This window comes from Prauserella oleivorans (assembly GCF_042685745.1).
GTDB lineage: Bacteria > Actinomycetota > Actinomycetes > Mycobacteriales > Pseudonocardiaceae > Prauserella_A > Prauserella_A oleivorans.
Map to the genome: position 1 here is coordinate 1990869 of NZ_JBHUNT010000001.1, position 13618 is coordinate 2004486.

Here is a 13618-nt window from a genome sequence, read left to right on the forward strand (position 1 = left end):
GTCCCGGCTCCCGGGCCGAAAGTGCGCCTGAAGTTGATCAGAAAGCTGATCCAGCAAGAGCTGCGCGGTTCCCTCCATTCATGCGAGAAGGCGGTTGGCAGGCCAACCCGAGAGCGTCTCACTGGACGCCGCTGTCGTCGGGATGCCTGGGCTGCTTGTGGCGCTGGTGCCGGGCGCGGGCGAGGCGCACGACGAGCACCGCCAGGGCCCCGGCGACGAGCGCCAGGAGTAGGGCTGCGTTGGAGACGTTCGAGGTGAGGTCCTGCAGCCAGGCCTGCAGCGTGAACTGGGTATCGACGCTAGTAAATCCGCCGAGATTTGCTGTGCCTTCGGTGAACAGGAAGAGCGCACCAATGGCGATGAACAACAGTCCGGAGATCAGGCTGGTGGTGTGGGTGCGCAGCGGCCCCATGGTGATTTTGCGACCTCGCAACCAGGTTTTGCGCCCCAGGTTGAGGCGATCCCAGAACAGTGCCAGCACGAACAGCGGAGCGGCCATGCCCAGCGCGTAGAGGGCCATCAGCACGCCGCCGTAGGCTGGGTCGCCGCCTGCTGCCGATACGGTCAGAACGCTGCCCAGGAGTGGCCCCGAGCAGAACCCAGCGAGAGCGTAGACGGTGCCCAGCGCGAAGACCGACGCCCCCGAAGCGATCTTGATTCTCGCGGCGGCACGTTGGGCTGTGCTGATGCCGAAGCCCCTGCCCACGATCATAGCGATGCCGAACAGGATCAATACGACACCGCCAACCGTGGTGGTGACACCGCGGTACTGCGTCAGCACGGCTCCGACCACGGCTACTCCCGCACCCAGCGGCACGAGCACGATCAGCAGCCCCGCGTAGAAGGCTGCGGTGCGGCGCGCGAGCGCACCGACGCGGTCGAAAGCGTAGGCGAAGAACGACGGCAGCAACAGCGCCGAGCACGGGCTGACCAGCGTCAACAGCCCGCCAAGGAAGGCGCCCAGTAATCCGATCTCGATCATGACTGCGCCGCCGCGCGGTCGATCGCGCTGACAAAGGTCTCCAGTGGTTGAGCACCCAGGATGGGCTCTCCGTTGATCACAAACGTCGGGGTGCTGGACACGCCAATCGAGGCGCCTTCGGTAAGATCGTTCCGGATCGCCTCGTCGAAGCGCTGGTCGTCCATCGCGGCGGTGAACTTCTCCATATCCGGCATCCCCACCTCGCGGGCATAGCCACGCAGCTTCTCCTGCGTGAGGTCGGGGTGGCCGGTCGGTGGCGAGTCCCCGAAAACGGCGCGGTTGAACTCCCAGAACCTGCCCTGCTCGGCCGCTGCGCGGCCGGCCCTGGCTGCCTCCATCGACTGCGTGCCGAAGATCGGCAGATCCCGCCACTCGATGCGCAGGACACCTTCCCGGACATAACGTTCCACCAGGATCGGCTCAGTGTCGCGGCTGAACTTGGCGCAGAACGGGCAGCGGTAGTCGGAGTACATGACCATGGTCACCGGAGCGTCGACGTCGCCGATTGCTAGCGGGTCACCCTGCTCCCGGCGGGCGAGGTTTGCCAATGGGTTCTCGCCCTGGGCAGCGGCTTGTTCTTGCGACGGGGGCTGCCCGGGTGGGGCCGCGGCGTCCTGCCCGGGGGGCTTGGCGAGCAGGTACGTGATCAGGCCTGCGGCGACGAGGACCAGCACGACGACCAGCACGGCATCGCGCTTCCACGTGTCCCGCCCCGAGGTTTTCGACATCGACACTCCAATCCATCCCGGACTCCAGCTACTATGACTCATAGTAGCGATGGCTTCGAATGGAACTGGAAGTGCCTCGTGGCGTTCACGACGAGTTCGACAGACCGGTCCACCCCACGAACCCGCGGTAGGCTGCTGCGCGCCACTGTCATGAGCGGTCTCGCCCTGCTGGTAGTCGGGGTGCCCACCGACATCATCGACACGCCGCTGTTCTCCCGGGAAATCCCGGTCCGCTGGTGGGAGTACCCGGTGCTGGTGGCCACCGTCGCGCTCACCGGGGCGTGGTTCGCCATCCAGGGGCCGACATCCTCCGACCGCGCCCGCCGCACCCCGCTCGGCGGAGTGTTGCTGTCGGTGTTCGCGGTGGGGTGCCCGGTGTGCAACAAGCTGGTGCTCATCGCGCTCGGTACATCCGGCGCGTTGAGTATCTGGCAGCCGGTCCAACCGTTCCTGGCGCTGATCTCGCTGGGCCTGCTCGGTTTCGCCGTTACCCAACGCTGGCGGCGTCGCCACTGCGCGGATAACACGTGTCCCGCGCCAGGATCCAAGACATCAGCCTGACGAAGACAGGCTGTGTTCCGCGGTACCACCGGGGTGTCACTCTCTGCGTCGGCAGGTGGCTGCTCTTATCCCGTGACGCCGAGGCAGTAGAGCGCCACCAGTGTGGCGACCACGGCGAGGGAGGCCACTGTCGGTATGGCGGTCAGCGCGGCTCCCGCGACGTAGTCAAGCTGTACGGGAAGCCTCCGCAGCCCTGCCCGCTCCGTGGACAGCCACAGCAGTCGCGCCTCGACGGACTCGCGGGACATCTCCAGTGCGCCGCTGTGGGGACCGAGCGGCGTCGGCGCTGGGGTGCCACCCTGGCTCATGGCCAGTAGCGCCGAACGTAGCGGGCCGGGCCCGTGGCTTCGTGCGGCCGAGGCGTCGGCAGCCAGTTCGGCCAGGATCCGGATGGCTCCTGGCGCCCGCCGAGCGAGCGGAACGAATGGCAAAGCGGCCGAGAGGATGTCGGCGGCCAGTATCAGCAGGTGGTGTCTGCCACGCAGGTGGGCTCGTTCGTGCGCGAGCACCGCCTCGCACCGAAGGGCTCCCAGCCGTCGCACGCCAGTGGTGGCCACGATGGTGCCGTGGCGCCGCCCAGCCACGCTGTAGGCCACCGGTTTCGCCTCCTCAATCCAGAGGACGGACCGCTCGCCCTGGCACACGGACCGCAGCAACGTGAGGTGTGCGCGCCGCCAGCACCGGTGCTGCCGCACCCGGCGGACGGCAATGACGGCCGACCGGGCGGCCAGCCCGATAATGACACCGGCGAGACCGAGCCGCACGATGTGCTCGGCCACGATCTCGCCGCCACGGATGATGTTCACGCAACTGTTGGCCATGCCGATCAGCCCGTCGACGCCCACAGAGCGAGGCAGCACCAGCAACACAGCCGCCCCGAGTGCAGCAACCAGCATCATCGCGGTTGAGCTGACCCAGCCGGCGAGCGCGAGCCCCGGACGTAGGCTCGGCGTCGCGGCGGTACGCAGGTAGCTCGGCGCGGCCACGCCCATCACGACAGCCGCCGCCAGCAGGCCTAGTGCGATCGTCACCGCTGCCCCTTCGATCGCAGTGCGCGCCGCAGAATGTCCGACTCCTCGGGGGTCATCGATCGGGCAAAGTGCAGTAGGATGCGTTCGGAGTCGCCGCTGGTCTGCAGCACTTCCCGCAGCAGCTTCGCGCCGACCTCTTCGCGCGACTCGGCTGCCGTGTACTCGTAGGCGCGTCCTGCCCGATCGCGCCGGGCGTAGCCCTTCCCGTGCAGCTTGTCCAGCACGGTCATGACGGTCGTGTAGGCGAGTGGCCGTGTGGTGTCGAGCCGTTCCAGCACGTCACGCACACGTAACGGGCGTGTCGCGGACCACAGCACGTCCATGACCCTGGCTTCCAGTTCCCCAAGACCTCGCATCCGACCACCCTTTCGCCAACGTCGGCCTGTCGGTTCGATTCACCGTGTCCGGTAGGCGACGAAGCCCGGACCTGCCCCAGCGAGACGGTCGCTCGGTTCCGCAGCCGGATCACGCGGCAGGGCGGTGACGAGGGTGCCCTTGTTGGCTGTGACGGGAACAGGCCAGTCGCCTTGCTCGAGGATCCGGCCGGTGGCCAACTGGACTGCGACCGACTGTCCAGCCCGCGTACCGAAGCCCACTCCGCCGTCCGCGACCGTGATGTCCACCAGCCCAGCCCCGCCACCATTGATGGTCCAGTCCAGCTGTCCGGAGTCAAGGTCGTAGGCGCGTGTCTCGGTAAAGCCGTTGAGGCCAGCCACGATCGCCGCCTTACCCTGGTCGGCCACGACGGTCCGAAAGTCGGTCTCGTTCCCGAGTGCTACCAGCAGGTTGCCGGTGGCAGATCGTGCAGAGCGGTTCGCGGTGCGCTTGCCGCGCCGTCGCCGTCACTCCCGGACCAGCGCAGGGCCACCACCCCCGCCTCGGAGGCCTGCGTGCTGCTCAACAGCTCGACAGAACGAGCCCGGCTCGGCCACTGCGGCGGCAGGTGGAGCTCGGTCGAGGTCCACAGCACCTCTCCCGTGCCGGTGTCGACGGCCGTGAGGGTGCCGTCCTTGCCGAAGAGCCCGACGCCGTCGTGCTCGTAGAGCGGCACCGCATCCCTCGTGGGTGGCTCGACCGGTTCCCCTGTGTCGGTGTTGAGCATGACCCGCGGCCCGGTTTCACCACCCACCACCGAGGCGGTGACCTTCCCAAAAATCAAGCCAGGCCCCTGCAGCGGTCCGGGAACGCGCACCGGGCCCCACACTCGGTGCCCGTCCTCTACGTCATACGCATTCGCGGTGGTCTCGGTGGCGACCTTGTCACCGCGGTTGTCGGCGTTGCTGGCCAGCACGACCGCGGCGGGTCGGTCGTTGACGCGGGTCACGCCATAACCGACGCAGGACGGATTCGTCCGCACCCGCCACCGGGTCGCGCCGGAGAGATCGACGCCGACAATGGACAGATCCGACTGAGTGTCGACGGGAAATACCACGCCAACCAGCGTGTCTCCCGCGGCGAGGGGCACGTCGTCGAACGGCGCCTTCCAGGCCGGCTGGGGACCCGATAGTGCGGGCGCCCGCCACTGCGCGACCTCGGGCGGTGGCACCGGTGGCTTGGTCGCGGTCACCAGTTCCGGCAGGGGCAGTGCGGCGCCAGTCGTTTCAGCGCTGCTGTTGCTGCCGTCGCTACTGCACGCCGACAGGGCAACCGCAGCCGCCACGATGGTCACGGCCAGCCGTCTGGACGCGCGGTGCTGCATCGATCCTCCGATCCCATCACTACTATATGTCATAGTAGTGATGGGGTGCGGTGGGGATGATCCCATGGCCCCATGCGGCGTCGAGTAGTCGATCGCGGTGTCCACGGCGGGCTTGCCAGCGTGGACACCGCGAGCAGATACCTATCACGGTCTAGTGGTCTCCTGTGCCAGCCGGGGCTGGAACGGGGTCAGGACACCGTCGTCTTTGGCATGGCCGGCAGCGTCTGACGGGGCAGCCGGGCTCAGGCGAGGGCGAGGAACAGCTTCTCGAGTTCGGCCTCGGTCATGTGTTCCGGGTCGTCGTTGCCGGTGATGCACTGTCGCATGCCAGTGGCAACAATCTTAAACCCAGCGCGGTCAAGAGCGCGTGAGACGGCGGCAAGCTGGGTGACGACGTCCTTGCAGCCGCGGCCCTCTTCGATCATGGTGATGACCCCCGCGAGCTGCCCTTGCGCGCGGCGGAGCCTGTTGAGTACCTGGCCGATGGTTTCCTCATCCCCGGTCATAAACACACCTCGCTTCGCATCCGCTCCGGACTCAGTGTACCCCACCCCGTATATCGATCGTGCATGCGCATCGGTGCCGCGGCGAGGCGTGCCGCTGGTGCACATCAGCGCGCTCCGCTCACTCCAATGGGCTGGTCGGCGGGCCGAGGATGCATTCGGTCAGTCGCCGTGACTGCGGGGGAAAACCCCGTATCCGGGCCGCCAGGCCGGCGTCCCTGGCCGGGTCGAGCACGGAGCGCAGCACCAGGGCGCCGGTGGTGTCGATCCGGCCGAGCCGGGTGAGGTCGATGACGAGCCGTCGCGCTGCAGCGTGCGCGGCGAACGCGTCGAGCAGCGCGCGTCCAGCCGCTGCGCCCTACCGAACCACAGCACGCCGCGCGGGGTGAACGTCAGCAGGTCGTCCTCGGCGTCCACGTCGATGTCCAGTTGCAGCGATCGCCACAGGAAGACGGCGACCGAGAGTCCGATGCCGGTCAGCACCGCAACGTCGAGCCGGGGGGACGGGGGGCGAGCAGCACCGTCGCGAAGAACGTGCTCCACGCGATCACCGCCTGCGGCAGCGAGAGCCGCCACAGCCGGAACAGGGGGTGAAACCGCAGGAGCCCGACGACGGCGATGATGACGATCGTTCCGAGCACCGCAAGCGGAAGCGGCCGGAGGACCGCGGCGAACGGCAGGAACGCCAGCACGGCCAGCCCGGCGAACGCACCCGACCATCTGGTTCGTGGCCCGGACATCCGGTCCATCGAGCTGCGCGAGAACGATCCGCCGCACGGCATGCCACCGACAGCCGCCGCCGCGCGGTTGGGCACACCCTGGCTGACGAGCTCCGGATCGGCGCTTCAGCGTCGCCGCTCCTCGGAGGCGAAGCGGCGCGCGATGGATGCGGCCTCGGTGAACCCGATGAGCGCGATCACGGCGCCCGGCAGTAGCAGCTCGGGGAGCCGGCCCCACGGTAGTTCGTCGAGCGTGAACGGCAGGAAGCCGCCCGGGATGTCGCCGACCACCGCTGCCGGGTAGAACCCCAGCGCGGAGACCGCGATGCTGAGTATCGCGGCCCGCGGGCACGAAGCCCAGCAGCATCGGCTCGGACATCAGGTAGGCCAGCCATCCTGCCCGCAGCACGCCGAGCAGCAGCCGCACCGCGCCGATCACGAGAGCCAGCGCCAGGCCGAGCCCGACGTAGTCCAGGCTGCCCGGGGTGGCCATGGTGCTGAGCGTCGCGTATGTCAGCAGGGCGGTGATCGCGACCGGCCCGGTCTGCAGGTACGGCGACGAGGCGAAGATGGCCGCCACCATCGGTGGCAGCGCGCCTGCGTACGGTCCGGCGATCGGCGGCATCCCGACGAGCTCGGCGTAGGCGAGCGACTGCGGGACGCCGACCATCGCCACGCTCACCCCCGGCGACCGCGTCGTACAGCATGGTCTTTGCCGGTCGTATCCGCCCGACGCGACCGGTACGCGCCAGGCGCACGACGTCCCCGCTCAGCCCACGACCGTCAGCGGCAGTGGGAGCCCGGCCAGGCTTCGCCGCATCACGGGCAGGCGGTGCGCGACCTCCGTCAGGGCGACGGTGGAGGCGGCGCCGCGATCGCGCACCACCACGGGAACGCCGGCGTCACCCGCCTCGCGCAGCGCGGTGTCGAGCGGGACCGGCCCAGTAGCTCGGTGCCGAGCTCGTCGGCGAGCAGCCGCCCGCCACCCGCCCCGAAGAGCGCGGTCCGCTCGCCGCAGCCCGCGCAGGCCAGCGCGCTCATGTTCTCCACCACCCCGGCGATCGGCATGCGCATGTCCCTGGCCATGCGGCCGGCGCGCGAGGCGACGGTCTGCGCGGAAGGCTGCGGCGTGGTCACGGCAAGCAGGGCGGCCTGCGGCACCAGCTCCAGCAGGGACAGCGTGACGTCCCCGGTGCCGGGCGGGAGGTCCAGCAGCAGCACGTCGAGCTCACCCAGTGGACGTCGGTGAGGAACTGCTCCAGCGCCTTGTGCAGCATGGGCCCGCGCCAGATGACCGGTTCGCCCTCGCTGACGAGGAAGCCGACCGACATCAGCCGCACGCCGTGGGCCTCGACCGGCAGCATCAGCCCCTTGAGTGCGACCGGGTTGCGCCGCACGCCGAACAGCCGCGGCACCGAGTGGCCCCATACGTCCGCGTCCAGCAGCCCGACGCTGCTGCCCGAGCGGGCGAGCGTCACCGCGAGGTTGGCCGCGACGGATGACTTGCCCACGCCCCCTTTGCCGCTGGCGACGGCGTAGACGCGGGTGTCCGCGCCGAGCGACATGCCGCGTGGGCTGCGCAGCTGCTGCGCGAGTGCCAGGCGCTCCCGCTCGGACAGCGTCGTGAAGGTGACCTCGACGCCGCTGACCCCGGGCACCGCGGCGGCGGCTGCCGTGACGTCGGCCCGCATTCGCTCGCGAAGCGGGCAGCCGGAGCACCGCACATGAAATGGTACCCTAGGGGGTATCACAGAAGGTGGGGTAGCAGCGTGGAGATGGACAAGCAAATCCTCGCCGACGTGCTGGTGCGGCTACGGCGCATTCAGGGGCAGGTCGGCGGGGTCATCCAGATGATCGAAGACGGCCGTGAGTGCCAGGAGGTGATCACGCAGCTCGCCGCCGCCTCACGCGCGCTCGATCGAGCCGGATTCAAGATCATCGCGACCGGGATGCGGCAGTGCGTGCTCGCCGGCAACGGCGACGACACGGCGTCCGCCGAGGCACGCGCGGATGTCGCCCAACTGGAGAAACTGTTCCTGCGACTCGCGTGACGCGGGCGCGCGTCAGGAAAGCTCCAGTGCGCATGTGACGGCATCCCGCGGGAGGTGAGGACCGGATGCCCGATTCGACGTCGCCACCGCAGGTGAGCGAGTCACACTGTTTCAAGGCACGCCTGGCGCGGCTGGTGGCCGCGGCGGGCCCGCTGGCCACGGTCGAGGCGGACATGACCGCACGACGCAGGGTACTGCGCTTGCTCGCCGACTTCGCGGTCGACACCGCAGCGCACACAGATATGCCTGCCTTTCTACGCGAGGCGGATCAAGACGGTTCGTACGGGGTGCACTGTGTGCACGACGACCCGGCAGGGTGGTCACTGGCGGCCGTGGTGATGACCCCGGGCCAGCAAACCCCGCCCCATGACCACGACAGCTGGGGCGCGGCGGTGACCGTCATGGGGGTAGAGAGTAACCGCCGCTACCGCGGCACTTGCCCGGATCAGCTGACCCTCTTCGACGAACAACTCGCCCCCGTCGGCGGCGGGTATCTCTTCGCGGCGGGAGACATTCACCAGGCCGCCTGCGCCGCGCCGAGTACCACGGTCTCGCTGCACCTGCTCGTCAAGGGCGGCCCACATGCCCATCAGCGCTGCAAGGAGCCGCCCCGAACGTCCGGCTGAGGATACCCCGGAGCTCGGCCGCAGGTAGGCCGGTGATGTCGTGAGCGGGAAAGCGAGGCCATGTGGCCGTCGCCAGCACCGAGCGTTGCCTGCCCGAGCGGCCCGATGTCAGACACGTCTGGCCGCGCAACCGGTTCGCGCTGGCCCCGTCGCTGTCCCTGCCGTGCACGGGCGATGTCCGGCGACGTGCGGAGGCAGTGCCCCACCAGCACACTCAGATATACCCGCGGGGGTATATGATAGTGCTGTAATAGTCAGAGGAGGTTCACGATGTGTCAGCGTGCTGTGTGTTCGACCTGCGGGAAGGCCACCTATACCGGATGTGGCCGCCACGTCGAGCAGGTGCTGGCCGGCGTGCCCGAGTCCCGACGGTGTCAGTGCCAGCCCGGGCGGCGCGGTTCCGAGCGGAAGTGGTGGAAGCTGTTCGGCCGCTGACCGCTACGGTCGCGGAGAGCCGGGCACTAGCTTGGGGTGCTCGGCTCTCCGCGGACCAGGGGCTGTGAACGGTATCAGTAGACGTCTGCGTCGGGGTCCCGGCGTTCAGTCCACTGCCGCCAGTGCTGCGGGTGATTGGTGCTGGCGGATGTGGCGGGTCAAGGCGCGGGCGCGGCGTGAGCCGATGCCGAGTTGTCGGCGGAGCGTGTCGGCTGAGATCGGACGCTGGTGGAGGTTCCAGTGCTCTGCGTCGAGTTGGTATGCCTGCGCGCGTAGCGGATCACCATCCTGGCTGGACAGCGTCTCCGTAGTTGCGTTGATTCTGTGACCAGGCATGGTTTTCGCAACCGTGCGCAGCGCTGGCGCATTCTCAGCGTCCGGCACCGACTTCGGTAATGGCTTCGGCTCGCCCGAATCCGCGGTGTGTGCAACCGATGTTGCGACGTCCTCGGACTTGTGATCGCCTCCGGTCGTGGCCTCCGCGCGGTGTCGTTTCAGTGCTTGGTTGAGGAGTTCCACCGACAGCAAGAGCGCTAGCGGTGGGCAGGCGGCTACGGCGATGGCGAAGGTGTTCAGTTCGGGTGCGGAGGAGATGTTGGCGCATAGTGATAGTCCGATTCCGAGAGTGAACGATCCCCAGGCTTTCCACTGGCCGCTCGCGCGGTGGCGGTGGCGGTGGCGGTGGCCAGCTTGCCACAGCTCGATGGTGGCCATGGTCAGCAGGCCGTCGACAATCAGCGGCCACAGGGTGGCGGTGGTCTCGTCAGCGCCGAAACGCAGGGCGAACTCGCGGCCGTGTCGGTAAGAGACGTAGGCCGCTCCCACGGCCACCAGCAGCGTGCACCCGCACTGCAGGCGCAGCGATCGGTTCGGGCCGGGACTGGACGTGGCTGGATGGGTGCTCATCGGGCTTCACCTGCCCGAGGCCGGGGCCGTCCTTGGGGGTCGCGTATCTCGACTCCGCGCTCGAATAGGCGTTGACGCACGGTCCACTTGTCGACGTCCATGCGCGCGCTGATGCGGGCCAGCGACCACCCCTGGTTATAGAGCTGGACGGCTTCATCGATCTGGTCCTCGGACAGGCCGCGGCGGCGCATCGGCACGCCGTGTCGGTGGAGGATGTTGCTGACCGTGCGGCGTTCGATGCCGAACCGGTCACCCAACTCGTATACCGTCGCACCGGACTGGTAGTCGGCGATCAGCTGCACCACTTGCTCGGAGCCGAGTTGCCTCGCGCGGCGCGGGCGGTCGCGCTTGATCGTTGGCGGCTCGGGTGTATCGAGGCTGGGAAGCTTCACACTTAGAGCGTGTCTCGTTTGGTTCTCTGTTGTTGCGCTGTCATGATCTTGCGCTGTGATCGACTCGCTGTCGCAACGGTTGGTGCCCGACGAACTGTGGGCGTTGGTGGAACCGCTGATCCCACCGGCGAAGGAGCGTCCGCAGGGTGGCGGCCGGGCGCGGAGGGATCCACGGGCGGTGTTCACGGCCATCGTGTTCGTGCTGACCAGCGGGTGTGCGTGGCGGCACCTGCCGCCGTCGTTCGGGGTGTCGGTACCCACGGCGCATCGGACGTTCACCGAGTGGACCGAGGCCGGGTTATGGAGACAGGTGCACCAGGCGGTGCTGGACGAACTGGGTGGCCAAGGCATGATCGACTGGTCACGTGCGGTCCTGGACGGAGCATCCGTCAGGGCCAAAAAGGGGGCGGTCTGACCGGTCCGAGCCCGGTCGATCGCGGCAAGCCCGGTTCGAAGATCCACGTGCTGTCTGATCGGGCCGGCTTGCCCTTGACGGTCGGGATCTCCGCGGCCAACACCCACGACAGCCACGCGCTCAAGCCTCTGGTCAACGCGCTGCCGGCAATCCGATCCCGCCGGGGACCCCGGCGCCGGAAACCGGCCAAACTGCACGCGGACAAGGCCTACGACATCCCCGCCCTGCGCGACTGGCTGCGTCAGCGCCGCATCATCCCACGTATCGCCCGCAAAGACATCGAATCCGCCGAGAAACTCGGCCAACACCGCTGGGTGATCGAACGGTCCATCGCCTGGCTAACCGGCTACCGGCGACTGACCATCCGCTACGAACACAAACCCAGCCACTACCTCGCCTTCCTCACCCTGGGCGCCGCCATCACCTGCCACAAGAAACTCACCAAATGAGACACGCTCTTAGCTCTTCCAGGGCCCTGACCTGGTCTTTTATGTTCGAGTAAGCTCCCCTAACCTCCACCGAATTAGTCATTGTGCGAACCACTCCGTTCGGGGCCGTTTCCGCCGGTAGAGCGGATGCGGCCCCGTCGTTGTTGCGGGGTTGGGGGATGCGGAAGACCGGGATGAGCCGGTCGGCGCCGGTGATGGTGACCTTGGCGACCAGGGCTTCCACGAGTGCCTTGATCTGGTTGTGGGTGCCGCTGGTGATGATCTCGGCGATGTGATCAGCCACCGCTACCAGGGTAGCGGGCTCCGGGGCGCTGGGTTCGTCGTCGAGCGCGAGGGTGAGTTCGTCGCGGCGGACGCGGAGTTGTTTGGTCTTGGCGCGTAGTTCGGTGAGGCGGTCGGCGACGAGTTCTTCGTCCATGGTGCCGCGCTCGAACGCGGCCAGGTAGCGGTCGATGGCGAGACCGGTCTTGGTGATCTCGTTCTCGACCGTGGCGAGTTCGGCGTGCCGGTCGGCGTGCGCCGCGCGGTGCTGTTTCTGTTCGTGGGCGATGGCGTCGGCGATGAGGTCGTGCCGGGTGCGGTAGAAGCTGGCCAGCGCGTCGAGCACGGCCGCGTCCACGGCGTCGGCGTTGAGCCGCGACATGTCGCACTTGCTGGCGTCGTAGCGGGCGAGGTTCCAGCAGGTGTAGTAGCGGTAGGTGCGGTTTCGTCCGGTGGCGCGGGTGCCGATCATGGCCTTGGCGCACTTGGGGCAGCGCAGGCGTCCGGTGAGCACGTAGTCGGAGCCGGACGCGGCGCGGTGGGCGTGGGACTCGCCGCGTGCGTCGAGGATGGCTTGGGCCTGTTCCCACCGTGTCAGGTCGATGATGGGTGCGTGGGCGTCGGTCACGGTGGTCTCCCGGAAGGTCAGTTCCCCCAGATAGACGCGGTTGTTCAGGGCGCGGATGACTTGGTAGCCGGACCACTTGCCGCCTGAGCTGGTGCGGTGGCCCCGGTCGTTGAGCACTTTGGCGATGGCGCGGGAGCCGAGCCGGTCCTTGGTGTAGAGGTCGAAGATCAGTCGCACGATCACGGCTTCGTGCTCGTCCACGATGAGGGTGTGGGTAGTCTTGTCGACCTGGTAGCCGAAGGGGCGTTTGCCGCCCTTCCACTTTCCCTTGGCGTGCTTGCGTTCCATCCCGGCGATGACGCGGTCGATGATGGTGTCGCGTTCGAACTGGGCGAACATGCCGAGCATCTGCACCAGCATCCGGCCCATCGGGGTGGAGGTGTCGAACGGCTCGGTCGCCGACCGGAACACGACACCGGCGGAGTCGAGTTCGTCGAGCAGCATGACCATGTCGCGCAGGTTGCGGGAGAACCGGTCGACTCGGTAGACGAGCAGCACGTCGATCAGCCCGGCGCGGGCGGCGGCGAGCGCGCGTTGCAGCCCGTCGCGTTCGGTGGTGGCACCGGAGGCGTCGTCGGGGAACCGCGCCACGAGCCGCCAGCCGGGCTGCGAGCCGATGTAGGCGTCCAGGCGGGTGTCCTGGGCTTCGATCGAGTAGGGCTGGTGCTCGTCGTCGGTGGAGCGCCGCACGTAGATCCCCACCCGTACATAGTCGCCGAGTGTGGTCATCGCCGCTTTCTTGGTGCGTTGCGCGGTCGTGGATCGCGCCATTATTCCGACCCCCTTGGTTCGGTATTTCCGTGTGCCCTGTAGTAGCCGTTTCCGACTACTGCAGGGCGACTACGTGGCTACTAGCTCACTGCTAGTGTGAACTTAAAACCGCAGCTCACAGGCGATGTCACGATGGTTCCATTATCCCTCACCGGGCGTGGAGAGGGAAGCGACATTCCGTGTGCTATGCGGCTTTTTTGTGGTCCTCCTTCGTGTTTTCCTGATTGTTACGCCACTGTGTGATGAGCGTGGCCAGGGTGGTGACGGCGAGGTCGTATTGCTGGGCGGTCATCGGTTCGGTGTCGATCCGCTCCACGCGCCAGGTGTCCTGTGTGGCTGATCGTGTAGCGCGGAACGGGAGCACGCTGGCGTCATCGCCGCCGCTGTCCTGTTCGTGGTCGTGTTGGGCGTGGTCGGGTGTGTGCTGGGGCATGGTGCACCTCGGTGTCCGCGAGCCCGCG

Annotated in this window: 16 protein-coding genes and 3 pseudogenes; 4 read left to right on the plus strand and 15 right to left on the minus strand. The window is 68.0% G+C overall.

Annotation, left to right across the window (positions count from 1 at the left end):
- Positions 1-118: 118 nt before the first annotated feature.
- Positions 119-982, minus strand: coding sequence for a cytochrome c biogenesis CcdA family protein (locus ACFSZT_RS09900; RefSeq protein ID WP_110341174.1), 864 nt, complete (start codon positions 980-982; stop codon positions 119-121).
- Complete coding sequence (locus ACFSZT_RS09905) at positions 979-1710, minus strand: DsbA family protein (RefSeq protein WP_110341552.1); 732 nt, start codon at positions 1708-1710, stop codon at positions 979-981. The genes ACFSZT_RS09900 and ACFSZT_RS09905 overlap by 4 nt, the downstream gene beginning before the upstream one ends.
- 150 nt (positions 1711-1860) lie before the next feature.
- Between ACFSZT_RS09905 and ACFSZT_RS09910 the strand changes: the two genes are divergently transcribed.
- Positions 1861-2271 (plus strand): hypothetical protein, encoded by a 411-nt coding sequence (locus ACFSZT_RS09910; protein ID WP_110341172.1) that lies wholly within the window; start codon positions 1861-1863, stop codon positions 2269-2271.
- Positions 2272-2336: 65 nt separating this feature from the next.
- Here the strand turns inward: ACFSZT_RS09910 and ACFSZT_RS09915 are convergent, their stop codons facing one another.
- The 9 genes and pseudogenes from ACFSZT_RS09915 to ACFSZT_RS09955 form a co-directional block, all read right to left on the minus strand.
- On the minus strand, positions 2337-3302 hold the full coding sequence (locus tag ACFSZT_RS09915; protein ID WP_110341170.1) for a M56 family metallopeptidase: 966 nt from the start codon (positions 3300-3302) through the stop codon (positions 2337-2339).
- Complete coding sequence (locus ACFSZT_RS09920) at positions 3299-3658, minus strand: BlaI/MecI/CopY family transcriptional regulator (protein WP_110341168.1); 360 nt, start codon at positions 3656-3658, stop codon at positions 3299-3301. The genes ACFSZT_RS09915 and ACFSZT_RS09920 overlap by 4 nt, the downstream gene beginning before the upstream one ends.
- 39 nt (positions 3659-3697) lie before the next feature.
- Positions 3698-4045 carry a hypothetical protein gene (locus tag ACFSZT_RS09925; protein ID WP_245960014.1) on the minus strand — a complete coding sequence of 116 codons (348 nt, stop codon included), beginning with the start codon at positions 4043-4045 and terminating at the stop codon, positions 3698-3700.
- A gap of 32 nt (positions 4046-4077) precedes the next feature.
- Positions 4078-4971: a hypothetical protein gene (locus ACFSZT_RS09930; protein ID WP_245960013.1), complete on the minus strand. Its 894-nt coding sequence runs from the start codon at positions 4969-4971 to the stop codon at positions 4078-4080.
- A gap of 272 nt (positions 4972-5243) precedes the next feature.
- Positions 5244-5507 carry a metal-sensitive transcriptional regulator gene (locus ACFSZT_RS09935; RefSeq protein ID WP_110341166.1) on the minus strand — a complete coding sequence of 88 codons (264 nt, stop codon included), beginning with the start codon at positions 5505-5507 and terminating at the stop codon, positions 5244-5246.
- A gap of 118 nt (positions 5508-5625) precedes the next feature.
- Entirely contained in the window at positions 5626-5841 is a 216-nt protein-coding gene (locus ACFSZT_RS09940) for an STAS domain-containing protein (RefSeq protein ID WP_110341164.1), read from the minus strand.
- 139 nt (positions 5842-5980) lie between these two features.
- Positions 5981-6559: pseudogene (locus ACFSZT_RS09945) on the minus strand (SulP family inorganic anion transporter).
- Between the two features lie 73 nt (positions 6560-6632).
- A pseudogene (locus ACFSZT_RS09950) lies at positions 6633-6893 on the minus strand (SulP family inorganic anion transporter); the annotation flags it as partial.
- Positions 6894-7069: 176 nt separating this feature from the next.
- Positions 7070-7914, minus strand: a pseudogene (locus tag ACFSZT_RS09955) (P-loop NTPase).
- Positions 7915-7992: 78 nt separating this feature from the next.
- Here ACFSZT_RS09955 and ACFSZT_RS09960 point away from each other — a divergent pair.
- A complete protein-coding gene (locus tag ACFSZT_RS09960) occupies positions 7993-8274 on the plus strand; it encodes a metal-sensitive transcriptional regulator (protein ID WP_110341158.1) in 282 nt (93 codons plus the stop codon).
- A 65-nt stretch (positions 8275-8339) separates the two neighbouring features.
- On the plus strand, positions 8340-8900 hold the full coding sequence (locus ACFSZT_RS09965; protein ID WP_110341156.1) for a cysteine dioxygenase: 561 nt from the start codon (positions 8340-8342) through the stop codon (positions 8898-8900).
- Between the two features lie 540 nt (positions 8901-9440).
- On the opposite strand, the gene ACFSZT_RS09970 is transcribed toward ACFSZT_RS09965, so the two are convergent.
- Together ACFSZT_RS09970 and ACFSZT_RS09975 are read right to left on the minus strand one after the other, a co-directional pair.
- Entirely contained in the window at positions 9441-10241 is an 801-nt protein-coding gene (locus ACFSZT_RS09970; protein WP_110341154.1) for a DUF2637 domain-containing protein, read from the minus strand.
- Positions 10238-10633 carry a helix-turn-helix domain containing protein gene (locus ACFSZT_RS09975; RefSeq protein ID WP_377392663.1) on the minus strand — a complete coding sequence of 132 codons (396 nt, stop codon included), beginning with the start codon at positions 10631-10633 and terminating at the stop codon, positions 10238-10240. Before ACFSZT_RS09975 ends, ACFSZT_RS09970 begins: the two co-directional genes overlap by 4 nt.
- 67 nt (positions 10634-10700) lie before the next feature.
- Between ACFSZT_RS09975 and ACFSZT_RS09980 the strand changes: the two genes are divergently transcribed.
- Positions 10701-11497 (plus strand): IS5 family transposase gene (locus ACFSZT_RS09980; RefSeq protein ID WP_377478383.1). Its coding sequence is split into 2 segments (ribosomal slippage): positions 10701-11031 and positions 11031-11497, totalling 798 coding nucleotides; the frame shifts between segments, so codons are not numbered across the junction.
- Here the strand turns inward: ACFSZT_RS09980 and ACFSZT_RS09985 are convergent.
- Together ACFSZT_RS09985 and ACFSZT_RS09990 are read right to left on the minus strand one after the other, a co-directional pair.
- On the minus strand, positions 11487-13115 hold the full coding sequence (locus tag ACFSZT_RS09985; protein ID WP_377389195.1) for a recombinase family protein: 1629 nt from the start codon (positions 13113-13115) through the stop codon (positions 11487-11489). The genes ACFSZT_RS09980 and ACFSZT_RS09985 overlap by 11 nt on opposite strands.
- A gap of 226 nt (positions 13116-13341) precedes the next feature.
- Positions 13342-13590, minus strand: coding sequence for a hypothetical protein (locus tag ACFSZT_RS09990; protein ID WP_377389193.1), 249 nt, complete (start codon positions 13588-13590; stop codon positions 13342-13344).
- Between the last annotated feature and the right edge of the window lie 28 nt (positions 13591-13618).